General features: G+C 59.2%; 20 protein-coding genes. 5 read left to right on the top strand and 15 right to left on the bottom strand.

Annotation, left to right across the window (positions count from 1 at the left end; all coding sequences use genetic code 11):
• Positions 1–8: 8 nt before the first annotated feature.
• From gspF to FXO12_RS01000, 3 genes are all read right to left on the bottom strand, one after another.
• On the bottom strand, positions 9–1,205 hold the full coding sequence (gene gspF, locus FXO12_RS01010) for a type II secretion system inner membrane protein GspF (RefSeq protein WP_057975016.1): 1,197 nt from the start codon (positions 1,203–1,205) through the stop codon (positions 9–11).
• Positions 1,202–2,869, bottom strand: coding sequence for a GspE/PulE family protein (locus FXO12_RS01005; RefSeq protein WP_241495086.1), 1,668 nt, complete (start codon positions 2,867–2,869; stop codon positions 1,202–1,204). The genes gspF and FXO12_RS01005 overlap by 4 nt, the downstream gene beginning before the upstream one ends.
• A 257-nt stretch (positions 2,870–3,126) precedes the next feature.
• A complete protein-coding gene (locus FXO12_RS01000) occupies positions 3,127–4,167 on the bottom strand; it encodes a LacI family DNA-binding transcriptional regulator (RefSeq protein WP_057975017.1) in 1,041 nt (346 codons plus the stop codon).
• 198 nt (positions 4,168–4,365) lie between these two features.
• Between FXO12_RS01000 and FXO12_RS00995 the strand changes: the two genes are divergently transcribed.
• Entirely contained in the window at positions 4,366–6,558 is a 2,193-nt protein-coding gene (locus FXO12_RS00995; RefSeq protein WP_057975018.1) for a TonB-dependent receptor, read from the top strand.
• Position 6,559: 1 nt separating this feature from the next.
• Positions 6,560–7,891, top strand: coding sequence for an LLM class flavin-dependent oxidoreductase (locus FXO12_RS00990; RefSeq protein WP_060773029.1), 1,332 nt, complete (start codon positions 6,560–6,562; stop codon positions 7,889–7,891).
• A gap of 70 nt (positions 7,892–7,961) precedes the next feature.
• On the opposite strand, the gene FXO12_RS00985 is transcribed toward FXO12_RS00990, so the two are convergent.
• The gene (locus FXO12_RS00985; RefSeq protein WP_072446255.1) at positions 7,962–8,360 is read right to left on the bottom strand and encodes a VOC family protein; all 399 of its coding nucleotides are present in this window, start codon (positions 8,358–8,360) and stop codon (positions 7,962–7,964) included.
• Between the two features lie 257 nt (positions 8,361–8,617).
• Between FXO12_RS00985 and FXO12_RS00980 the strand changes: the two genes are divergently transcribed.
• Positions 8,618–9,139, top strand: coding sequence for a hypothetical protein (locus FXO12_RS00980; RefSeq protein ID WP_125919826.1), 522 nt, complete (start codon positions 8,618–8,620; stop codon positions 9,137–9,139).
• Positions 9,140–9,571: 432 nt separating this feature from the next.
• Entirely contained in the window at positions 9,572–9,931 is a 360-nt protein-coding gene (locus FXO12_RS00975) for a hypothetical protein (protein ID WP_060773028.1), read from the top strand.
• Here FXO12_RS00975 and FXO12_RS00970 read toward each other — a convergent pair.
• The gene (locus FXO12_RS00970) at positions 9,923–10,132 is read right to left on the bottom strand and encodes a hypothetical protein (protein ID WP_060773027.1); all 210 of its coding nucleotides are present in this window, start codon (positions 10,130–10,132) and stop codon (positions 9,923–9,925) included. The two genes, FXO12_RS00975 and FXO12_RS00970, sit on opposite strands and share 9 nt — an antisense overlap.
• A gap of 83 nt (positions 10,133–10,215) precedes the next feature.
• On the opposite strand from FXO12_RS00970, the gene FXO12_RS00965 reads away from it, so the two are divergent.
• Positions 10,216–10,896, top strand: a complete 681-nt coding sequence (locus FXO12_RS00965; RefSeq protein ID WP_060773026.1) for an SOS response-associated peptidase family protein — start codon at positions 10,216–10,218, stop codon at positions 10,894–10,896.
• A 153-nt stretch (positions 10,897–11,049) separates the two neighbouring features.
• On the opposite strand, the gene FXO12_RS00960 is transcribed toward FXO12_RS00965, so the two are convergent.
• The 10 genes from FXO12_RS00960 to FXO12_RS00915 form a co-directional block, all read right to left on the bottom strand.
• Positions 11,050–11,565, bottom strand: coding sequence for a lysis system i-spanin subunit Rz (locus tag FXO12_RS00960; RefSeq protein WP_057978576.1), 516 nt, complete (start codon positions 11,563–11,565; stop codon positions 11,050–11,052).
• Complete coding sequence (locus FXO12_RS00955; protein ID WP_082631627.1) at positions 11,562–11,987, bottom strand: structural protein; 426 nt, start codon at positions 11,985–11,987, stop codon at positions 11,562–11,564. The genes FXO12_RS00960 and FXO12_RS00955 overlap by 4 nt, the downstream gene beginning before the upstream one ends.
• 43 nt (positions 11,988–12,030) lie before the next feature.
• Positions 12,031–13,032, bottom strand: coding sequence for a hypothetical protein (locus FXO12_RS00950; RefSeq protein WP_057978578.1), 1,002 nt, complete (start codon positions 13,030–13,032; stop codon positions 12,031–12,033).
• A 28-nt stretch (positions 13,033–13,060) separates the two neighbouring features.
• The gene (locus tag FXO12_RS00945) at positions 13,061–13,708 is read right to left on the bottom strand and encodes a hypothetical protein (RefSeq protein WP_054898339.1); all 648 of its coding nucleotides are present in this window, start codon (positions 13,706–13,708) and stop codon (positions 13,061–13,063) included.
• Positions 13,709–14,033: 325 nt separating this feature from the next.
• Positions 14,034–17,867: a phage tail protein gene (locus tag FXO12_RS00940; RefSeq protein WP_160049502.1), complete on the bottom strand. Its 3,834-nt coding sequence runs from the start codon at positions 17,865–17,867 to the stop codon at positions 14,034–14,036.
• Between the two features lie 57 nt (positions 17,868–17,924).
• Positions 17,925–18,506: a tail assembly protein gene (locus FXO12_RS00935; protein WP_160049501.1), complete on the bottom strand. Its 582-nt coding sequence runs from the start codon at positions 18,504–18,506 to the stop codon at positions 17,925–17,927.
• Positions 18,503–19,258, bottom strand: a complete 756-nt coding sequence (locus FXO12_RS00930; protein WP_160049499.1) for a C40 family peptidase — start codon at positions 19,256–19,258, stop codon at positions 18,503–18,505. The genes FXO12_RS00935 and FXO12_RS00930 overlap by 4 nt, the downstream gene beginning before the upstream one ends.
• Positions 19,259–19,261: 3 nt before the next feature.
• Complete coding sequence (locus FXO12_RS00925) at positions 19,262–20,011, bottom strand: phage minor tail protein L (protein WP_160049498.1); 750 nt, start codon at positions 20,009–20,011, stop codon at positions 19,262–19,264.
• A 10-nt stretch (positions 20,012–20,021) separates the two neighbouring features.
• Positions 20,022–20,360 (bottom strand): phage tail protein, encoded by a 339-nt coding sequence (locus tag FXO12_RS00920; RefSeq protein WP_160049496.1) that lies wholly within the window; start codon positions 20,358–20,360, stop codon positions 20,022–20,024.
• 2 nt (positions 20,361–20,362) lie between these two features.
• Complete coding sequence (locus FXO12_RS00915) at positions 20,363–23,287, bottom strand: phage tail tape measure protein (RefSeq protein WP_160049494.1); 2,925 nt, start codon at positions 23,285–23,287, stop codon at positions 20,363–20,365.
• Positions 23,288–23,810 lie beyond the last annotated feature (523 nt).

The raw sequence follows: 23,810 nt of genomic DNA, 5'->3' as shown, positions 1-23,810 counted from the left end.
TTGAAAGTTCATATATGGCTGGTGAGGCTCATCAGCGGCAGCATGATCGCCAGCATGATCACCGCCACCAGCACCGCCATGACCACGGTCAGGGTCGGCACCAGTGCCGCGAGCCAGCGTTCGATGGCGCGCTTGGCCTCGACGTCGAAGATGTCGGCGACCTTGAGCAGCATGCTGTCCAGTTCGCCGGCCTGTTCACCGACTTCAATCATGTGCAGCGCCAGCTCCGGTAGCAGCGGCTGGCGGCCGAACGCATCGGCCAGGGTGCCGCCGCCCTTGACCCGTTGCGCGGCCAGCGCCACTTGCGCCTGGAGTGCACGGTTGCTGCAGACTTGCCGGGCAATCACCAGCGCGGGCAGCAGCGCCACGCCATTGCTGAGCAACGTGCCGAGGGTGCGCGTCAGGCGGGCGGCTTGCACCCGTTGTAACAGCGGGCCGATCACGCGGATGCCCAGCAGATGACGGTCGTAACGCTCACGGCGCAGGGGGTCGCGCAGGCGCGCCGCCAGGATCCATGCACTGATCGACAACCCGGCCAGCACCACCAGGCCATAGGCGCCGAGGAACTCGCCGAGCGCCAGGATCACCTGGGTGATCAGTGGAATCGGTACGCCAAGGTCCTGAAAAATCGGCACGAATTGCGGCACCACATAGGCCAGCAACAGCGCCAGGGAACCCAGTACACCCACCACCAGGAACGCCGGGTAGATCAACGCATTGATCACCTCGCCGCGCAGCAACTGGCTACGCTCCAGGTAGTCGCTGAGCTGGCGCAGGGTACCTTCCAACTCCCCGCCGGCTTCACCGGCGCGCACCATGCTCAGGTACAGCGGGGAAAACGTGCCGCCCTCCTCCTCCAGCGCAGCCGACAGCGGTTTGCCGGCCTTGACCTGGTCGCGGATACGCTCGATCAAGGCCCGCACCTGAGGATGGCGGGCTTGCTTGAGCAACAGGTTTAAAGCGCGTTCGAGGGGCTGGCCGGCGCCCAATAACGTGGCCAACTGCTGGGTGAAACTCACCAGCGCGGCGCCCTTCAACTGCCCGCGTGCCTGGCGCAACAAGGGGCTGCTGGCCGTTTCGATGTGCAGCAGCAACCACCCGCGCTGCTGCAAGACGGCGACAGCGGCCGCCTGGTCAATGGCCTGCAACGTGCCGTTCTGGGCCACGCCCTGGCTGTCCAGGGCGCGGAACTTAAACAGGCTCACACGTCATCTCCACGGGTGACACGCAACACTTCTTCCAGGGAGGTGACACCGGCCAGGGCCTGGCGCAAACCGTCTTCATACAAGGTGCGCAAACCGGAGCGGCGGGCGGCGTGCTCGAGGCTGGCGGCGTCGGCGTGGCCCATCAACAGGCCACGCAACTCGTCGTTCATTACCAACAACTCAGTGAGGGCGCTGCGGCCGTGATAGTCACCGCGGTAAAGCAGGATCGGACGCTGCTCGGTCAGGCGATCCAGGCCGTGCTCCTTGATCAATTCCGCTGGGGCCTGGAAGGCCACGCGCGTGGCAGGGTCCAGGCGTCGCACCAGGCGCTGGGCGAGAATACCGCTGACCGTGGAGGCAATCAGGTAGCTCTCCACGCCCATGTCCAGCAAGCGCGTGATGCTCGCAGCGGCGCTGTTGGTGTGCAGGGTTGAGAGCACCAAGTGACCCGTGAGGGAGGACTGTACGGCGATGCGACAGGTTTCCAGATCGCGGATTTCGCCGATCATGATCACGTCCGGGTCCTGGCGCACGATGGCGCGCAGCGCTCCGGCAAAGTCCAGGCCGATGGCGGGCTTGACCTGGATCTGGTTGATCCCTTCAAGCTGGTATTCCACCGGGTCTTCCACCGTGATGATCTTGCGTTCAGCCGTGTTGAGTTGCGACAGCGCGGTATAGAGCGTGGTGGTTTTGCCCGAACCTGTGGGCCCGGTGACCAACAGGATGCCGTGGGGCCGCGCCAATAGATCCTGGAAGGCCGCCAGACGCGGGCCGTCGAAGCCCAGGCTGGGGAAATCGAATTGCACGGTTTGCCGATCCAACAGGCGCATCACCACCGACTCGCCAAAGCTGGTGGGCACCGTGGACACCCGCAGGTCCAACGCTTTGCCCTGGATGCGCAGCATGATGCGCCCGTCCTGGGGCAGGCGTCGTTCGGCGATGTCCAGGCGCGCCATGATCTTCACCCGCGAGATCACCGCCGCCGACGAACTGGCAGGCGGTGCTTCGGCGTCGTGCAGCACGCCATCGATGCGGTAGCGCACCTTGAGTTGGTTTTCGAAGGGTTCGATATGGATATCCGAGGCGCGCTGTTCCACGGCGCGCTGCAGGATCAGATTGACCAGGCGAATCACTGGCGCTTCGGAGGCCATGTCCTTGAGGTGTTCGATGTCTTCCAGCACGCCGCCCTGCTCATCGAGGTTTTCGATCAGGCTGCCCATGGCGGAACGGCCCTGGCCGTAATAGCGCTCGATCAGCGTGTCGACTTCATTACGCGAACCGACGGCCAGCCAGACCGGCACCTCACAGGCATACGCCAGGGCCTGGAACGGATACCACTGCGCCGGGTTGGCGGCCATTACACGCAACCCGCCCTGATGCCACCCCATGGGCACGACCTGGTAATGACGCATAAAGCGCTCGGTAAGCACGGGAAGCGGGTCGAGCAACGGTGGCGCCGCGTCGGCCAGCAGCAGTGGCGCATCCAGCAAATCGGCCCAGGCGCGAGCCAGTTCGACCTCGGACACCAGGCCCAGGCGCGTGAGTAAACCGAGCAGGTCGCCAGGCTCAGTGGATAAACGCTGGGCGCGTTCCAGATCAGCGATTTTGAGCCCGGCGTGCTGCATCAGCCACGCGCACACTTGGTCGGTGTGCGGGATCTGCATCTTGCAAGCATCGATGGGCGCTGACGACATCATTGAGGAATATCTAACGTTGCGAAAAGTATGGCTATTTAGAACTACCGAACAATGCCATTAGTTCGCCATAGCCCAGGCAGGCGTTAGCCGGGTGTATCGACTGGAAGTTATAGCCCTAGTTCCGGATGAGGGGGTAATTAAATACAAAACATTGCCAAATGCACTGATTTAGAGCGTTAGCAGCCAATAGCCACTAGTTGCAATTAGCCATAACGGCGGGTCATTCAGGTGCTCTCTCTTTCAATTAACTGACAGTGCAAAAGATTCAAGCGCTCAACTTCCTCATCGGTGGCTAATACGCCCAGACTTTGCAGGACGCGTGTGGCAGCGAGTACACCAATCTCCAACGCGGGTGGCTGGAGGGTGCTGAGGCTGGGCAGCAACATATGGGCAAACGGGTAGTCGCCAAATCCCAATACGGCGCAGTCCTGGGGAATGCTCAGCCCGGCGCGTTGACCGGCCAGCAAACCACCGGCGGCGAGGTTATCGTTGGCGAAGAAAATCGCGTCGGGCGTGATCGTCTGCCCCATCAGCGCGTCCATGGCCTGCTTGCCAGCTTCGAAGGGCGCACGGTCGGCGTCCGGCACAAAGACCCACGGCTGCACACCCAACTCGGAGAGGGTCGCGGTAAACCCATCGCGCCGCTCCAATGTGCTGAAGTCGCCCACTGCACTGTTTTGTACGAAGGCGATGCGCCGATAGCCTTTGCCATGCAAGTAGCGAGCGGCGGTGACGCCCACTTCATAATGAGAAAAACCCACTTGCAACGGCGCGCGTTCTGGCACGTAGTCCCAGGTTTCGACGATCGGTATATCTGCCTCGGCGATCATCTTCTCGGTGCCAGGGCTGTGAAAGCGGCTGGTCAGCACCAGCGCTGCCGGCGACCAGCCGAGAAAGGCACGCACCGCGCTTTCTTCCTGTTCGATGCTGAAATAGCTGGAGGCCAACAACAGCTGGTAACCGTGACGACTGAGGGTGTCGCTGAAGCCCTGCAGCGTATTGGCAAAAATCGGCCCCGAGATATTCGGAATCACCATCGCGACGATTTTGCCTCGCGCAGAGGCCAAGCCACCGGCCACCAGGTTCGGCACATACCCCAACTGCGCGACCACCTCGGCGATACGTCCACGGCGCTCGGGTGAAACCTGTTCAGGTTGGTTGAAGTAACGCGACACCGTAATAGCCGACACCCCGGCCTGGCGCGCCACGGTGTTCAGGGTGACGCGGCCGGCGCCCCGGCGCTTGCGCGGTTTGTGTTCGTCCACGGCAAAACCTCAAAAAGGAATATAAAACTAATTTTTTAGTATTTGACGCTCTAAATGGCCCGCTTCAATAATGTTGATGTTAGCGCTAACAAAGCGCGCTGTCTGCTACTCGCTCGAGCGAATGCCCAAGACATGTTCACAGGCGCTGACGGTCGCAGAACCGCAGCGGACCAGGGTATTTTTTCGAGCGGGCACAGCATGCATAACTTTCCACGGCACACCCATTTGTTGCTTCTGGCCGGCCTCAGCGCCTTGCCCGTCTGCGGCGCTGTTGCAGCTGATGAGCAGGAACCCACGCTCCAATCCGTGACAGTCACCGCTACCCGCCGCGAAGAATCGCTGCAAAAAGTCCCGGTGGCCGTCTCGGTGCTTGAGGGCGAGCAACTGGAGCGTGACAATCGCAACGGGGTGGCGAGCATCGCGCAGCAAGTACCGTCGCTGAACTTTCGCACCGGCGCTTCGAACAAGGACACGTCACTGTTCGTGCGCGGCGTAGGCACCATTTCTACCTCGCCGGGCGTTGAGCCAACGGTGGCTACGGTGATCGACGGCGTGGTCTATGCACGCCCCGGCCAGGCCACCCTCGACCTGCTGGACCTTGAGCGCATCGAAGTACTGCGCGGCCCGCAAGGCACGCTGTTCGGCAAGAACGCCTCGGCCGGCGTGCTGAATATCACCAGCAAGGCGCCGACGGCCCAGACCCACGGGTTTATCGATCAGTCGTTCTACAGCGGCAATGAAAGCCGCACGCGCTTCGGCATCGGCGGCAGCCTGGTACCGGAGGTACTCAAAGGCTCGATCAGCACCTTGTTCGGCAGCTACGACGGCAACGTCGACAACCGCCATAACGGTCAGGAGGTCAATGGCTACAACCACAAGGGCGTTCGCGGCAAGCTGGAGTTCACGCCCAACGACGACGTAAAGCTGACCCTGATCGCCGATTACATGCAGTCCCACGATGACGCGCCCAATGGTGTGGTCAGCAAGTCCCTGAACCCGGCGTTCAGCAATGCCTTGAGGCCGGTGCGCGCCTCAAGCGACAACCGCGATATCAACACCGATACCCGCAGCCATGTGCAAGACACCAACAAGGGCCTGTCGGCACAGTTGGACTGGAACCTGGGCGACTACACCCTCACCTCGATCACCGCCTGGCGCGGCTGGGACAACATTCAATATCAGGATGGCGACCGTCTCGGCACGGTCACCGCCGTGTTCCCCGGCACCGCCGACAAAGGCGACCTGGCGTTCGACCAGTACTCCCAAGAGCTGCGCCTGGCCTCGCCCAAAGGTGAGTTCCTTGAGTACGTAGGCGGCCTGTTCTACATGCATGGCAAGGATGAGGAGACCTATCAGCGCACCCTCACCACCACGACGCGGGTCGATCGAGGCATTGCCGACTACAGCACCACCAGCGACAGCTACGCGGCGTTCGGCGAGACCACGCTCAACTTCACCTCGCGCTTTCGCGGCATCGCCGGTTTGCGTTACACCCATGACGACTTGAAGTACGGCCATCGCCGCGTGTCCACCTCTGCCACTACCGTCAGCGGCATTCAACCGGCGACATCGAGTTCTGGTTCGGTAGACGAGGACGGTTGGTCCGGGCGGCTGGGCGTGCAGTACGACATCAGCGACACCGTGACCAGCTACCTCACTTACTCGCGCGGTTACAAAGGCCCGGCCTATAACGTGTTCTTCAACATGCAGCCGCGCGACACTGACGCGCTCAAGCCGGAGACTTCCAATACCTGGGAAGCCGGAATCAAGGCCACGGCCTGGAACAACCGCCTGACCACCAACCTGGCGGTGTTCCACAGTGACTACGACAACTACCAGGCCAACTTTTTCGACACCGTCGCCGGCCAAGTCGTGACACGCCTGATCAACGCTGGCAGCGTCAGCACCGAAGGCGTCGAGCTCGATTACGCGTTGCAAGCCACCCAGCAACTCAAGCTCTCCGGTGCACTGGCCTATACGCGGGCGCGCATCGATCAGTTCGCGTGCCCGCCAGGCGCGGCGGCGACCTGCAACGTCAATGGCAAGCCACTGCCCTTCAGCCCGGACTGGAAAAGCTACGTGCGCGCCGACTACAGCATCCCTCTGGAGAACGGCCTGGATATCGAACTGGGCACTGACTACAGCTGGCAGAGCGAAGTGCAATACGACATCAGCCAGAACCTGAACACCAAACAAGGCGCCTACGGCATCTGGAACGCCAGCGTGGCCCTGGCCGACTACACCAATGGCTGGCGCGTGGCGCTGTTGGCGAAGAACCTCGCCGACAAATCCTACTCACCGCTGCTAGCCAGCGGCGGCAACTACATCTACCGCGCCGTGCCTCGTGACGATGAGCGTTACTTCGGCGTGCAACTGCGCAAGGATTTCTAGCATGAGCCGTCAACTCAAACTCGGCGCCTTCCTGATGGCTACCGGGCACCACGTGGCCGCCTGGCGCCACCCCGACGTACCGGCGAATGCTGGCCTGGACTTCGCCCACTACAAGCATTTGGCACGGGTGGCGGAAGCGGCGAAGTTCGACGCACTGTTCCTGGCCGACAGCATCGCCGCCGCCACCGGTGAGGTCGCGAGCCAGATGGCGCGTTCGGATCATTTCGAGCCGCTCACCCTGCTTTCGGCCCTCAGTGCCGTGACCGAGCATATCGGCTTGATCGCCACCGCCACCACCAGCTACAACGAGCCGTACCATGTAGCGCGCAAATTCGCCTCGCTGGATCACCTCTCCGGCGGCCGCGCAGGGTGGAACCTGGTGACGTCGGATAACGCGGCCGAGGCGCTGAATTTTGGTCGTGACGAGCACCTGGGTCACGCCGAACGCTACAGCCGCGCACGGGAATTTCATCAGGTGGTGACGGGGCTGTGGGACAGCTGGGACGACGACGCCTTCGTGCGCGACAAGGCCAGCGGGCGCTATTACGAACCAAGTAAACGCCATGTGCTGGACCATGTGGGCGAACACTTCCAGGTCAAAGGCCCCCTGAACGTGGCGCGCTCGCCCCAGGGCCAGCCAGTGATCGTGCAGGCTGGCTCCTCGGAAACCGGCCGTGAACTGGCCGCGCAGACCGCCGAAGTGGTGTTTACCGCGCAGACCTCACTGGCCGACGCGCAGGCCTTCTATAGCGACCTCAAAGGTCGCCTGGGCCAATACGGGCGCGAGGCCGACTCGCTGAAAATCATGCCAGGTGTGTTTGTGGTGGTGGGGCAAACCGAAGCCTTGGCCCAGGCCAAATTCGAAGCGTTCCAGGCGCTGGTCGAACCCGAGGTGGGAGTGGCGTTGCTGGGGCGCATGCTGGGTAATTTCGACCTGTCCGGCTACCCGCTGGATGGGCCGCTGCCGCAGCTACCCTTGACCGACAGCGGACAGCGCAGCCGTCAGCAACTGCTGAGTGAACTGGCCCAACGCGAACAACTGACGCTGGCGCAACTGGGCCGACGCATTGCCGGTGGACGCGGTCATTACAGCTTGATCGGCACGCCGCTGCAGATCGCCGATGAACTGCAGCGCTGGTTCGAAGAAGGTGCGGCGGATGGCTTCAATATTCTGGTGCCGCACTTGCCGGGCGGGCTGGAGGATTTTGCCCGCTGGGTGGTTCCCGAGTTACAGCGGCGCGGTTTGTTTCGGCGCGAATACACCGGCACCACACTGCGCGAAAACCTTGGTTTGGCGCGCCCGGTCAGCCGTTTCAAGAAGACGCGATCATGAAGCCCCAGGTAAGGCGGCAGCCAGAACGGCACTGCCGCAAACACCCCGTACAAGCCAGAATGTGCCGAACTTACAAATCTCCACGATGAACAACATGTACCTTATTGCCATCTGGATCACGCAAGTATGCGCCGTAGTAACCTTCACCATACTGCGGACGTAAGCCGGGCATTCCCTCATCCGATCCGCCCGCATGAAGCCCGGCGGTATAGGCAACGTCTACCGCATCTGGAGAGGGAGCCGAGAAAGCGACCATGCTGCCATTCCCTGCCCTGGCTTCGTTGCGATCATAAGGGCTGTACACATAAAAGCGAGGAAGAGCGCTATCTGGCTTGACCCAGCATGCCGACGTCGGTCCACCATCAGGAGTTACGGTGCGGCGACACAGCCCCAGCGGGATCAGTACAGCGTCGTAAAAAGCGGCAGCCTGATCAAGATCATTTGTTCCAACAGTGATGTGACTGAACATCCGCGACCCTCCTTTGTTTTTGATGCGAGGGATTCTATCTTGCCTTTCAGGCAGAAGGTTACACAGTCACCATTGGCGGCTGAAAGACAGATACCCGGCCTGGCGACACTCCCCAGATAAGGTCCGAGCCCATTGTCATTGCTGAATCCTGAAGGAACTCATATAAAGGTTTCGGCCGAACCATGGCGTTCGATTCTCGGACGTCCGCTAAGATAAGGCAGTCGGATCTCATCTCATTCACAAAGCTGAGCGTGAAAATGCCGAAAGAACATAATGAACAAGTACATCCGAGAAGCGGGTGGGCTAAAGCGGGCACAGTAATCGCGGTATTGGTGCCTGCCCTCACACTGCTCGGTGGTGCGGGCTACCAACTCATGGAATTCGGTAACGTCAAAGCTACTGTTAAGCAGCAAAGCTTAAGAATTGATGAGTATCGAGAGCAAAACCGTAAGCTTTCGGACACCAGAGATGAACTGTCGAAAGAACTCAACTTAGTGAAATCGAAACTCACGGCAGCGGAAAATAAACTGGTAGAGGTCGATAAACAACTCGGCACTGCATACGCAACGATCGAGCATTACACCATAACGTCTGATCGACTCCAGAGGCAGCTCTCTAGGAACGACCCGTGCATCGCCATACAACAGACCATCGCGAAACTTGAGGCGACCCTGGCTCGTAATGATTACTTTCGCTTAGCGGATGATCGGAGGGAAGAGACGAAAGCCCAGATTATCGAACATCAGGGATCACTGAGAGCCTGCTTAGGCCGAGCCTAATGAACGCAATGGCGGAATGACTGAAAGCTCCCAGGGAGACCAACGAAGAATCATCTGGTCCGAGGCAATACTGGACCTGAATATCATTGAGATCACCGGGTAGTTTTTGTGCAAGTTTTTGCGCAGGCACAAAAAAGCCGATCTATCTGATCGGCTTAAGTGTCTGATTTTACTCAGGAATAATGGTCGGGACGGAGTGATTCGAACACTCGACCCCTAGCACCCCATGCACGCAGTACACCTGTAAGACCTTGTTAAGTAGCTGTTTTTATTGGCGCTCGCTGCAATCGACTGCCCACAAGAGCTTACAAGTGCGTGAGAGAGTCACGCAAATGTCACGCACCCTCCCCGGCGTCCTGCCGACGAACACCACTCCCCAAACCTGCACCACCTCGATTACTGTACGCACATACAGTCTTTGAGATTCACGCTATGAACGTAGACATGGACACCGATGATTGGCTCGGCTGCCCCACTCCGCTGGAGATGTACCAGCACCAATGCTCAATCCTCGTAGACGAGCTGGTGGAGACCGAGCGCATGCTGCGTCGAGCGCGGGCGAATATCGCCGGCCTGGTGCAGATGAATGATCTGCTGATGACAGGAAAGGATCAGGCGGAGACCTCCTTGAAAGACGCCCTATCCCAAGTAGCTGCCCTGAACCTGGAAACCTCACGCCAGGGCCGCAAGTTAAACGGGCTTGCGATAATCACGGAACAGAGGGACCACCTTCTCAGGGAAAACCAGCGACTACTGCTTGAGCTTAGCGTTTACAAGCAGCCATTAGCCTAGCTCGTCGGCATAGGCCGCAACTGCTTCCTCAGTCAGCTCTCGCCACTCACCATCGTTGATCAGCCCCTGTTGCTTGAGGTCGTCAGCCAGGGCCAGCCGCGTTTCGTAGCGCTCCTCAGGCGTGGCCGATATGAAGGTTGGATCGTTACGCAGCGCAAACCACGCCTCCATTGCGTTCACCTGATCAACGTTGATCGCCATGACGAATACCTCGGTCCAGTGTCTACAGTGTAGAGATTGGCCGGGGACCGGCTGTTCATCGGCGCCGACGAGCGGAGATGCTTATGTGCGGGAGACTTTCGCAGTACCGGGGAATCCACGATTTCGTTGCTGCTCTGAGCATGCCCAATGCTCTGGCGAACTCCGTAGGCGATCAGCCGATTGAGCGGTACAACGTGGCACCGACAACCGCGGTTGCACTGCTTCACCTGAAGGGCGACCTACTCCACGCCGATCCGGTTCGCTGGGGCTGGCGGCCGCATTGGGCAAAAGACCGGGCAGCGCCGATCAATGCCCGCGTGGAGAAGGTAGCCCACGGCCCGTTCTTCCGGGCGATCTGGCCGCACCGGGCGATCACGCCTATAGACAACTGGTTTGAGTGGGTGGATGAGGGCGGGCCCAAGAAGCAGCCCTACCTCATCCGCCGGCGGGATGGTGCACCAATATACTGCGCTGCCATTGGCCAACTGCCGGACGCTGATGAAGGACCGGGCGAGCATGACGGCTTCGTCATCATCACCGCGGACAGCGCCGGGGGAATGGTGGACATCCACGACCGGAGGCCCGTGGTGCTGACGCCCGACCTGGCCCGGGAATGGTTGGACCCGGCCACGCTCAAGGAGCGCGCCGAGCAAATGGTTCTGCACCAGGGCGAGCCGTCCGACGTGTTCGAATGGTTCAAGGTCAGCATGGCCGTGGGTAACGTGCGGAATAAGGGACCAGAATTGATACGACCTTTAGGTTAATTGTCGTAGAAATACCACATGACAGACGCCACTGTGACGACCCATCCAAGGGTGAGCAGTATTGACAGCCCCGCAAGCCGCTTATCCATGGTGCCCTTCAGTTACCAAAATGATCGAAGTTAGAGCGCACCCGGCAATATTAGCTCAACGCACTCATCGTGCAATTGCGCGGACATAGGCCTGGCAAGCACGCAAAGCGATTATGGCGTTATCCCCGTCATCGGTGATGCGGATAATTCTTTGAGAATGCGCTGGGTCAAGTTGGGCTCGACGGGCTGCATGAACCACGCCGGCGGTGCCGGGGGTGGTAGGCACGTTGCAGCCACTGGCTGAATCCTCGGCAAGGAGGACTGACAGCCGGACATCAGCAGTAGCAAGCTGGTCACGCAGGCGAGCCTGGTTGCGCTGGGCATCGGATAATTCCTTTGTATGTTGTTGGTCCTGGCCAGCGAGCTGCTGCTCCAGACCCAGGCGCTTGCCCTGCTCGGCGCGGGCTTGGGCGGTGGCGGCATTACTGATCGCGGCAAGGTCATCCCCGTGCAGGACGGCCTGCTGGGCGAGCTTATTGCCCATCCGCCAGTCTTGAACCTGCCAGGTAACGCCCGCGGCACTGGCCATCAGCACCAGGATCAGCACCACCAGGCCGGCCAGCTTCTGTACCGACGTCATGCCAGCGCCCGCCGCACGCCTTCTGCCAACACCGCATCAGGGTAGGCATATCCGGCGTTCTCGTGATGGATGATGGCTTTGACGAAGCCAGCCATTACCACCGGGTTGACCAGGTCAATCTCGGCGCCAGGCCGGGTGCCGGTGTTCGCTTCGACCGCGCGCACGTACGCCGCAGTGTCGTTCTCTACCGAAGGCGCCCACCGGCTGATGATCGCCTTCACAGTTTTCAGGCCATGTTTGCGCTGATAAGTCAGCAGGAGCTTGCCCAGGGCGCGGATACCATTCTCCGGCGTGTCGAACCTTGCGAAGCGCTTCTCTAAAGCAGGGTCTGCCTTCAGCTGGCCCTGCCACTGGTTGGCCGGGTTGTAATCGATGTTGCCGGGGTTGTTGTTGCGTACCCCGCGAGTTTCGGTGATCGACATGCTTTTCTCCAGGCGTAAAAAAGCCCGCTCAATTGGCGGGCTGCTATTCTTCGGTCGATCTGAGTGGCGGCGGCGTATCGACCTTGGGCATTTCAAGCCGCACATCGATCCAGCTATTCAGCGGGACATCCATTGGCGCGCCACGGCCCGGCACCATCTCTCCGTCATCGGTGAGCGTCCAGCGCTGTTTGAATAGGCGAATGATGACAGTGCCATCCTCTTCCTGATGACTGTCGGTGATACCAAGCATCCGGCCGCCGTCTGGTGAGCTTGGGTCGTGGGTCCGCCAGCCCTCCAGCGCCAAGCCAAGACTTCCCGTCACCCGATACTCGCCAACGCCGAGGCGCTCAACAATAACGCCGCGTGCTTCATCGTTGGCCACACCCCATTCGCCGGCGGGGAGAAACGATTCCTCTTGGAGGTCGCGGCGCTCGCTGGCGGACACGTTAGCGATTCTCAGGATCGGCGATGCCGCCGAAAGCGCGCCGCCTGAGCCGCGTGTGGTGTTGCCAGTGTGATACACACTGCATGTCGGGCCAAATGTTCCGGCTGCTCCCGTGACAGTTCTGAATGCGAGCTGACTGGTGCCCATAGGGATAAAAATTTGCGCCTCGTAGCCGGTGTTGTATGGAAGGCGTAACAGTGTTGAGTAGCTCAGCCCAGACGAAGATCCGTTATTCAAAAACTTGTAGAAAGCGCCTTGTTGCCCGGGCTCGCCAGGTCTGTCCATTTGATAGGCGTCCGGTGCGACATTGGAGAACATCCCACTGAGAACGCCCGCCGGGATAAGCTCTCCATCTTGCAGCCCAAAGCTTTTAGTTGAGGCAGCGCCTAGCCCTAAGCCTTGCCGGGCAGTCAGCTGCGTAGTCCCACCCGTGCCGCCTTTTGCAACGGGCAGCGCCGCAGGCAGCTGTCCGTTAGCCGGAGCTCCAAGGGCAGTATAAAGCTCGCTCGAGTTGTCGTTATTTTTCTGGCTGGCAGTACGGAACGTATCGCCGCCCTGGCCTGTAGGCGCCGTACCAAGATTAATGCCTTGTCTTGCCATTGAATTAAACCCCTATACGAAATGAAAATTAAACAGCCAGCTTCCCAAATACCGCAGAGAGCGAAAAGTATGTTGGATTCGTCACGGTAGTAACGCTAAATCTGATAAGCCCGGCCGGGAAGTCATATCGCAGACCCGTTCCTCTAGATTCATTGTTTCCCGCCATCATGGGCATCCTTGCATTATTGATCATCAAGTAATCACCTAGGGCGTAGTTAAGAGGAACCGAATACCAATTTGTTATTAGCCCTTGTCCGCTCTGCTCCGCGTGCGTAAATGTCCAGTTTTGCGCGACCCTTGTGAATACTGCCGCCTGAACAGCAGAGTCAAATATCTGTTTTCCATCCGCACCCCACATTCTTAGGCCATATGTGGACAAAGGCTTGGATGAAAACGCAGCTACGAATATGTTTCCAGAGTGAACCTGCCCAGAGGTAACTGTGGCGCCGGTCCACGCCCCCGCCGATCCTTCAAGAAGAACGCCAAGCTGAATCAGCGAGCCATTATTTGGCGGCCTGATAAAAACAAGGGGCGGCTCCTGCGTGTCAACCACATTCTGAAAGACGACGGACGCGCCAGAGTTATAGGTGCCCTTATGAAAGACACACAACCTCGCATATTCAGAGTCTAGGGATATAGCGCCAGAATCATTCACCACTTGCAGTCCGTAACTCATCACGCCCACCTTGCAACAATGAGACGCATGGTTGCCGAAGAGAATGAATCGGAAGGACGAGCTTTGAGAAAATTCCTAACATAAACTTCGTTCGTGCCCATTTCGCACTCCAACTGCCTGTTAGATACGACCTGCGAGTTATCGTTATTGATCGGTAACAAAAAGCATATCGCGTTGTTTGTGGTGCACCCTGGCGCTGCAAAGGTCCTAGTGCCCAGCGGTCCTGAGGAATAGGACACAAGTACCGACAGAACAATCCTATAAGTGGATATGCTTGTATCGAACTCAAGGGTGCCGTTAGGAGACCAAATTCTTAAGCCGGAACTCATTCTGTTTGGTCTCCTAATTGCAGTCTTTTGACGTTGTTTGCGTCCCAAAAGCGCAGAGATCTGTTCGTCATCATTGATCGCCCTTGCCCAGGAGCTACACCGTTGATTTCGAAGGTTCCGTCGAAAAACAATTTCCAGCCTGTCTGCCCTGCGACGTAGTTGTTCGACTGGATGTAGCTACCTATCTTCGCGTTGGTTATCGTCCCGTCCTGGATGAATGCCGACTTGATATAGGTTTCTGTGCCGTTCACCGCGAATGGCACGCTTGACCCTGCCGCCCCTAGCTCGCCGTTGTAGATTGCAAACTGATCCGCCTGGATGACGAAGCGCGAAGTAACCTGACCGTTCGCCCCAGTCTCAATGCCAAGTCCTACGCCGGTAGAGTAAGGCGCCCCATTCACATCGAACTTGAATCGGAACGAGTAGGTGCCGGTGATCTTTCCGTTTACGTCTTGGTTGATGCTTGCTTGTTGCTGGAACTGCTGCGTGTGTCCGTTGACGGTTGTTTGCAGCTGAGTAGTCTGGCTTGCGGTGGCTGACGCCTGATCGGATACCGTCTTAATCTGCGTCTGTACGGTGGACTTGTTCCCGTCAAAATCTGAGCGAAGCGCCGTTACTTGGCTGGTTGTAGCGGTCTGCTGGTTGACGAGCGCGGTCGTTGTCTCCTCATAGGTGGCGTAGTTTTTGATAACTTGAGCTTCGACAGTTTGAGTCAGCTTGCCTTGGGCGTAGTCACCATCGGTAATAGCAGACTGGATCGACCAAACGCCCGCATAGCCCTGGGTTCCGCCAGCCAGGTCATTCTCAGAACCAGCCATAGGCGCGTTGATTTCAGCGTAAACGCCATCAATTCGCTCCGTCTGCGCGGTCAGCTTGTTATCAACGTTGGTTACTCGCTGATTCACTTGGGTAACGTTATTTACCGTAGCCGCCAGGCCGGTTACCGGGTCATTTACCTTTGTCTGGAGCTGGGTAAGCTGTTCCTGAGTGGCAACCACCCTCCCATCGACTGCGGTGATTTCCTGGTCAAGGTTATCAACCCGTATTGCCAAAGCGTTCGTTTCAGTGAGGATGTCGCCGACGTCTTTCCAGTTTTCGCTGGGAGGCTGCGAGCCACTGTTAGCCTCCAGGGCTTGGTACAGCTTGTTTCCCTGGCGAACGATGTCACCCTTGACGTAAGCCTTTGCTGCATCCCACAACAGCGCATCAACGTATGGCTTGATTTGCTCCTCTAGATCCTTTCTAAGCTGCTCATTTCGAGCGTTTACGGAGCCAGGCCCATCTCCGTCAATCAGATCGATGCGACCGTTAAGGGCTGGAGCCAACGATGATTCATCAATCTGCCCCTTGACCTGCTCAAGGAGCGGCCAAGCATCCGAAACAGACTGTCCCATCACTCCGTTTACGGTCGGATAGAAAGGGCCAATGTTCCCGGTACGATCAACCAGGCGCGCCCAGAAGAACAGCGTAGCCCCGGATAAAAGCGACTGCATACGGTAGTCGGCCTGCGGATATGCCAGGTCGGCCAGCTTCGTCGCCGCCTCCAGGTTGTTCGCAGGCCCATACCACAGCTCGGTCCGCTGGGTGTCCTCGGCGCCAGCAGGGAAGCCCCACTTGATGCTGATCCCGAACAGCTCTCCTTTAGTGGTAAGGGACGAAACTGCCGGCGGCAGGCCGGTCTTGCCTTCAAGGCTGGTCAGGGTAGAGCTTTTCCAGATCGACGAAATTTCGAAGGCGCTCACCGAACGCACACGTGCGAGATAGGCGCCCGAGTAGATGCCGGTGACGTCAACGCTCGTCGAGCCGGTACGCTGCACCTTGATCCAGTTGCCGCTGTCCTTACGCCACTCCACGTCATAGGCGACGGCGCCAGCGACGGCTGGCCACGAGATGTTCATAGTACTGATGGCCAGGCCCTGGTCGATCGATACGTTCGACGTAACGGTGACGCTCGCCGGCGGCGGTACCACAGTGATCGGTATCACGCTGATTGGGCGTTCTTCCAGCCGTGCTCCGGTGTCGATGCTGGGGAACTTGCTTGGCTCGTACTGCAAGGCGCTGATGTCGTAATCACCCTCTGGCGTCCGGGCAGTCCTCATAACCCTATATAGAGGGATTGCCAAGTCGTCAGCGTCGATTGCCCACTGAAGCTGTGCAGCCGGAGCCTCGCTGTAAGCAACCGTCACGGTTACATTGCGACCGCTCACGCTTTCCACGGTGCGCCCTTCTGCTCGCCCGCCGGGAAGGTTGATCACCAGCCGGTCGCCGGCCTTGGCCAAAGTGTCGCGGTCCAAGGTGATGACCTTCCCCACCGCCGCTGCGATGCGCCCGCCGATCTCCCGGCCCGCCAGCAGCGAGTCGGCGACGGGGATGATGAAACCAGGCAACGGGATACGACCTTCCATGCCGGTCCTGAAGCTGATCGTGCGGTCCTGGTTGTTGCTCAGGACTAGCCATTTTGCCCGGCGCTGTGCCTCAGATGCGCGAGTACAGCCGATGGCACTGATCTCCGTAGGCTTGTCACCCAGGCGGCGCTGGAGTGGAAGGTCGGAATAGACCGTGACGTCGGTGTCGTAGTTGTTCAGCGGGTTGTCATAGCTGACCAGACAGCGAGTAAAGCGGGTCTTCGCCGATGCGCTGCCGTAGGAGATTTTCCCGTCGATGACGTTGGATCGGGTGAAGACGTAGTCGATGTCTTGCGCCCGAGGCATATCAGCCTGCATAACCAGCTGGCCCTGGGCCCAGTATGTCATGCCGCGGTAAATGCCAGCGATGTCACGCAGCAGGGACCAGGCGTCGGCCTTGCCCTGCAGGTTCATGTCACACAGGAAGCGCGGCTCAACGCCGTCCGCACCATTGGGCACCATCTGGTCGCAGTACTGCGCGATGCGGTACAGCTCCCACTTGTCCACCATCCACGGCTTGATGCGCCGGCCAAGGCCGAAACGGTCCTGGGTGCAGATCCCGTAGGTGATCCAGGCCGGGTTGTTGGTCCAGGCCTCTTTCATGGTGCCGTCCCAGGCGCCGGAATAGGTGCGGGCCACTGGGTCGTAGTTGCTCGGCACCTGCCAGCGGCGGGCTTTGCACTTCACGGTAACGGCCGGGATATTGGTGAATTGTTCGGCGTCGAACTCGATAAAGAGCAGTGCGGTGTTCGGGTAGCGCAACTTTGCGTCGATAACCTGGGTGTAGCCAGCGATGAAAAGGCTGTCCGCGATTTTGTCGGTGTTCTGGTTTGGGGTGATGCGGCGAACCCGAATCAGCCAGCCACTGGTGGCCGGTGGGAGATCGATACGCATGGACTTTTCGTAGCGAGTGGTGGCCTTTCCTGTAATGGCTCCAACCAATACCTCCTGATACGCCCCGCCGTCGGTGGCGACGTCGACCGCATACTGGATGCTGTAACCACCAATATTCCCTTCTGCGTCCTGGCTCGCCAGGCGTGGAGTGGCCAGGCGAATGCGTGCCGCCGACAGCTGTAGGTTGGTAAGCGACTGAACCCATGGGGTACCGCTGCGCAGCTCGATATTCAGCGAGGTCTCGTTGTCTACAGACGGAATACCCGGGATATAAGTTTGCTCAACAGAGCCAGGCCGCCAGTCCCACTTGACGTTGGTGAAGTTGAAATTGCCGCTGGCATCTTGGATCGGGGTGTTGTCGAGGAAGATATCGCGCGCGGTTGGTGTGCCATCGAACTCACCCTCGCCAACGGCGATCAGAATCTTGGCCACGTTGGTGGAACGCAGGCTGTCGGGCGCCTCTACCGGAGACTTGGGCTTGCTCTCGCCACCTTTGGCACCGTGAATATCCAGCTTCTGTGCTGCGCCCATGCTTTCCTCCAGGCAATAAAAAACCGCCTCTTGGGCGGCCTGATCGATGCTTCGTAGTTATGTCTTGTCTTCGGCGTAGATCGATGCCGAGATAATCGCCCCGCCCCACCGGCGCTCGCCGATGCAGATAGGGACGGGGTTACCGCTGGCCGTGGTGTTCTTGGCGCTGCCGAATGCGTAGCTGGGCATGTTTTCAGGCGAAGCGCTCTGCTTGAGGCCGGCGGCCTGTGCGCTGAGCATCTGGATCACGCCGCCGGCAGTCAGGGCGATACCCGGCGCTAGGGTTGCGCCGTTGGTTATAGTGCTCATGGCAATGAGGATGACGCCAAGAACTGTCTGCAAGAGTCCTGCTCGCTTCGCACCCTCTACCACTGGAACAATCCTGACCTCCTTTGTGCCTCCCATGCCGAACTGATCCTGCCCGGCGTTCTTCCGGTTGCGGAAGATGGCAAAGCGAAGTCCGAGCCTGTCAAGGCGCCGGATCTCGGCTTCGAACCCTTCAATGGTTGCCTTCAGCGCCCTGAACACCTCCCAGGTATCGCCCGAAGCAACCTGGCGCCGATGCAGCCTGCCAAACCTTTGGGCCAGAGACCCGGATAACTTGATGATAGTCATCGGTGAATAACTGATGGCGCTCATCGGGCCTCCTTGTGTCGAAGAATCAAACGGGTGCGCTGCAGCCACGGGCCACCGTATACGATCACCTCGGACGGCCGGCCATACAGGTGGTGCAGCACAAAGGGGCCAGGGCCGAACACGCCGGAATCTTCGCCAGGCAGCGCCGGCTCTGTCCCCAGGTATATCCCTGCGTGGTTTGGGTGGGCCGTTCGGCCGACCTCCATCACGATCATGTCGCCGCGCTGCGGGCTGTCGACTTGCTCAAAGCCCGCGGCTGCGTAGTTCGCCTCGTACAAGCTGGTGCTGTCTGCGCTCTCCCACCAGTAATCAGCGCGCTGGAAGGACTCGAACTCAAGCCCCCACTCGCGCTGGTACCAATCAGCGCAGACCTGCCAGCAGTCCCAGGCGCCATGTACGAACGGGCGCTTGAGCAGCGGTGTGCTGCCGGTCGGCGTGATCGTGCGCAGGTCGCCTTCGGGCCAGGACAGAATGTGCCAGGGCAAAGCCGTGGCCTCGCACATCGCCAGGTCTCGCGAAGACGGTCTGCTGGTTGCGTCCGGATGAGAGTGCACGATGCCGATCACCTGACCCTGGTCTTCCGCCGCGGCGTAGTCCTCTGGCTCAAGCCGGAACTCTTCGTTTGGCTCGGTTGCTATGTTCCGGCACGGGAAGTACTTCTGGGCCCGGCCCACGGCCAACAAAAGCCCACAACACTCCTTCGGATATTCGGCCGCCGCATGAGCCTGGATGGCCGCAATGATGTGTTTGCGCATTATTCAGCTCCGGGCAATGAGTGACACAGCGGGAAAACCCCCGAATGGGTAAGGGTTACCCTCGCCAAAACGCGGGATGCAGCCCTTGCCCAGGGTGGCGTCGCACACGTCCAATTCAGGATCATCGGTAACCACCCCGTCCTTCGTGACGTAAGGGCCGGTGTATCCACAGTTGGGGCCTCTGTATCCACCCGTCAGGCACCAGTGGCACAGAGTGGTCATCTGCCTGCCGATCGTCTCGCCGCCGACATCGCCCGGACTGGCCAGGTCCCAGCTGACTGTCTCGCCGTCCTCGTTGGTTTTCTGGTCGACATACCAGACCTCGATCGATTCCTGGGTGGGATCGGCCGTGGGGTTGCCGCCTTCGAAGTTCACGGCGTCGAGAAACTCGGACAGCGTATTGCGAATGGTCAGCTTGAACTCGAGCAGATCCTCGAAGGCCAAGCAGAGCGCGGTGATTCGCCCGTTCACGTTGCCGACCGAAAGCTTGGGCCGTACCGCGGTGCCGTCGCCATTCGCCTCGCTGCCCTCGTACTGCATGGGCCAGGCACCGTACTCTTCGCCCTTCCACCAAATCGACTTGGCCGGCAACTGGTCAGCGTTGCCGCCGGCGGCGATCAGTTCGGCAGGTGTATGCGGGATCGCATGGCCGTGGAAGCGCAGAACATCGGCACCGTAATCGCTGCCATCCAGTTCAAACAGAATGACTTCGTTGCCAGGCTCAAGGGTCTGGATAGCATTGATCAGCGACATGGATTGACCTTTACGGGTGGAAAGCGCGCTCGAACGTCGCCGTCAATTTGAAAACGCCCCCGCCCATGGGCGTAGGGGTTGGGTTCTTGCAGGTGAACAGACCAAGCTGGCCCAGTGGGGTGGTCCACAAGAAGGCCCTGGCGCCCTTGTGACGGTCAAAGAACGCCATCATGGCCAAGGCCGTGGCCGTGTTGCCCGTGTGGGTGATCGGGTAGGCATCGACTTTATTGTTGATCCCGTCCCCGACCTCTTGCTTGTAGCCGTCCCCGAACTGCGAGGTGCGCACTCGATAAGTGATATCGGGCGCCTCCCCGTGCTGGGTGGGCCAGGTGAATGTTTCAATCGCCATGGTTACCTTCCGTTGATCAGGCGCCAGATTGAGCCACCAGGCTGCAACCCTTTGGAAATAGCGGTTTCTGCCTCGGTCTTGGCGGCCTGCTGGATGCCCTTGCCGAGCTGCGTGGTGTCTTCCTGCGTTGCGTTGCCGCCAGCGCCTGCCGTTTGCACGGATACCGAGACGGGGAAGTTGTAGGTGTTGCCACTCCCGCCACCGCCTGACGCCGCCATAATCGAACTGCCGCCCGTCATTAATGGCGTGACGCTGCCGCCCTGCGCACCGGTCATCAAGTAAGAGCGGCCACCCTGACTGAACAGCTCTGGCCCTTTTTCGTTTACCTCGTACAGGGTATTTGGATCGACCGGGCCGCCAGATGCTCGCCCTTCAACGAGAGCGCTACCGATGCTGGAGCCGAAGCTTCCAGCTCCTGACCCCGCCGCTGCGCCGCCACCAAACCAGGCGCCTATGGCAGTGCCCGCCAAGCCCGACAGCAAGCCGGACGCCGCCTGCCGAGTTGCGATACGCGCCATGTCGGCGATGATCGACTTGGCGAAGTCGGAAAAGGAGAACTTGCCGTTGGTGGCGAAGCTGGCCACCGCGTCTTCCATGGAACTGAAGGCGTTAGTGAACAAGCTGCGGGTTTGCCCGGCGACGTCCCGGGCCGAGTCCAGGTAATTGCTGAATGCCGACGTCGCCCCGTTGCGCCAGTCGCTCTGGGCCACAGACATCTGCTCGTAGTTACTCAGCGTGGTCTGCGTCAGGTCGCGTTCGCTGCGATTGATCGCCTCAAGCTTGGCCTGGTATTCCTCGGCGCTCATGTTGCGCGAGGCGTCGGCCTTGTCGCGGGCCAGGTCCAGGCGCTGCTGGTTGGCTCGGTCCGAAATACCATTCAGGTCGCCGTTGATGGCGTTCTGACGGTCCCCCTGGCCCACGCCTTGTGCCGCCCGGCTCCCTGCCCGCTGTAATGCGACGTTCTGCTGGTCCAGCGCATCGGTGTACGACTTGATGGCCAGTTCCTGCTTCTTGAGCCGGCCCTGCTCATTGGTCGCAATCACTGCCAGTTCGCTTTCCGATTCCTGCTGAGCCTTGACCATGTTGGCCCGGGCGTCGGCGATCTTCTGGTCCAACTGGATGCGCTGGGCAGCCGACGTGCCGGCCTTGCCCTTGGCACCCTCAAGCGCTGCGATCTCAGCCTCATACGAGGACTTGACCTCTGATGCCTGCTGCTGGAGCAATGCAACGCGCTGAGCCGTGTAACTCTCTTGGGAGATAATCCCGGCCTTCTGCGCGGCCTCCAGTTCCTTGTCCGCACTCTTGTAGTAGCTGAGCACAGCATTGAGCTGGTTTTTCGAGTCGTTGAACGAGGTGAGGTCGACGCCAGATTTCGGCTGGCTCTTGTTGAACTTCTCACGAATTCCCGAAATTTCTTTCTGGATCTCGACCTCGGATCGACCAGCCTCAATGCCAAGCTGCCTGGCGTCTTTAATGTCGCTTTCAAGCTTCGCCCTGCCGGTTAAGTTGCTCTTTTGGCGAGCATCCCACTTCCCGATAGCGTCAATCCTTGCTTGCTCTGCCCTATCGGCGTCCCCCTGCTCCTTCGCGGCTTTCTCGCTTGCTGCTGCGATAGCCTTTAGGCCATCAAGACGCTTTTTAAGCGCGGCGGTGGAGTCGTCATTCTCGCCGTCTGCCAAGCCGAGGCCGGAGTTCAGCTTGCTCAATCCAGTGGAAATCGCCCCTGCAATGCCGCCGTCTTCACGGGTCTTTATGATCCGCTCAAGGATCTCTATTTCTTTTTTGGCATCAGGGAACAGCTCGGACCGGACATTACGGTACGCCCTGCTGATTGCGCTGCCGATCGCATCCCATCCGGCCTCTACGCCAGAGAGCGACTGCTTGTAACGCTCCAATCGCTGCTGGGCATTCGTATTAAGTGTTTCTCCTAGCAGGTCGAGCGCTTCTTGCCTCTTGCCCTGCTCGTCGAGTGCCGCGATAGCCTCATACTGTGCGGCGGTTAGAAGGCCGTATTGAGAGCTGATTTTCTGCGCAGCTTTCGTCGCATTATCGCCCATGCCACCGAGAGAAGCTGCCACCTCACCAGCGCTCTTGCCGGTAACTTCACCTATTGCTGCTGCGGCATTTGCGAGGCTCACAAACTGCTTCTCGCTGAGCCGTCCGCTGCCCGCGAGAGCCATTACTGCTTCTTTTGCTTGCGAAAAGCTTCCTGTCAGTACAGATGCAGCGGTCGCGATGGAAGAGAGTCCATCTGATGTGAAGCCTGTGCTCGCCGCTCCAGAGAAAAGCGCTTTATTGAAATCGGAGGCTTCTTTCTGAGCGCTGTAGAAGGCCAGGCCCAGCCCAGCAAGAGCGGCGCCAGCTATAGTGACAGGGCTTATGAGCCCGCCGATGTATCCACCAAGGGCCTTGGTTGCTGCTCCAATCCCGCCAAATGAATCTTTGATTTGCGAGCCTTGCTGGAGAAAAACAGTCAGCGGCGCTTGACCGCCCTGCAGCGAAACGAAAATGTCCGAAAACTGTGCAGGTAGCATCCTGAGAGCTGCGGCATTTTGTTTTGCAGTATTGCCAGTACGATTTATTGAGTCATCAAACCGGCCCAGAGCTTCTCTGGACTGCTGAATCTTTCCTTGGTATTCGCTGAAAGTCGAAGCGTCCAGGCCGACGCCTTTGTGCCGCGCGAGCTTCGCTTCCAGCTCATCAAGTCTGCCAAGAGCTTTTACTGTCGGGTTAATTTCTCCAAGAAGATCGGCGAGCTCGTCTTTCTGTTTTTTCAAAGACGCGGAGGCTTTGTCCGCACCCTTCGATACACCTTCGGCTGCCTTTTCCGCCCTGGACCCTGCGGCAGCAAGCTTGTCTAAGTCAGAGCTCGCCTGCGTTGCATCGGTCGAATCGACCTTGATCCCAAGCTCGGCAATCGACGTCATACTTTTCTCCAGGCGTAAAAAAACCCGCCGTAGCGGGTTTCTTAATTATGATTGGTATAAATAGGAAGCCGTAACTATCACTACCCCAACGGCGCAAACGATTAATGTCCGGCTCCTTCTCATCGGGTCATACAACTCGGCGCTTGCGGCTCTAGCCTGCTCCTCGGTAATAGGAGTGACATCCGCTGAGCAATGCTTGCACTTGCTGGCCTGCATCTTGATCAGTTCGGCACAGTGAGGGCACTCGCGCTCACCCGCGCTCGTAACAAGTAGACCCTTCCGAATAGAGCCCGCCCGTTGTGGCAGCGGTTTGACAATCAAGAAGCCGATAAGGCCGGCGAGTGGAAAGCATGCGCCCACCAAAAAGCCAGTTATAGCCGATCTGTTCTTCGCATTTGCAGCTATTGCGGTAAGTATGGCCATAACAAGCCAAGCCAATAAGAGCATTCTCTTGCCTCCCTGTAGATAGCGGCAATCTACCACCATCCACGGGGCGCCCCAAGCCGCCTGTACGAATCCTCAG

The sequence above is a fragment of the Pseudomonas sp. J380 genome (assembly GCF_009827115.1).
Lineage (GTDB): Bacteria > Pseudomonadota > Gammaproteobacteria > Pseudomonadales > Pseudomonadaceae > Aquipseudomonas > Aquipseudomonas paracarnis.
This window is presented reverse-complemented; position numbering and strand designations above follow the sequence as displayed.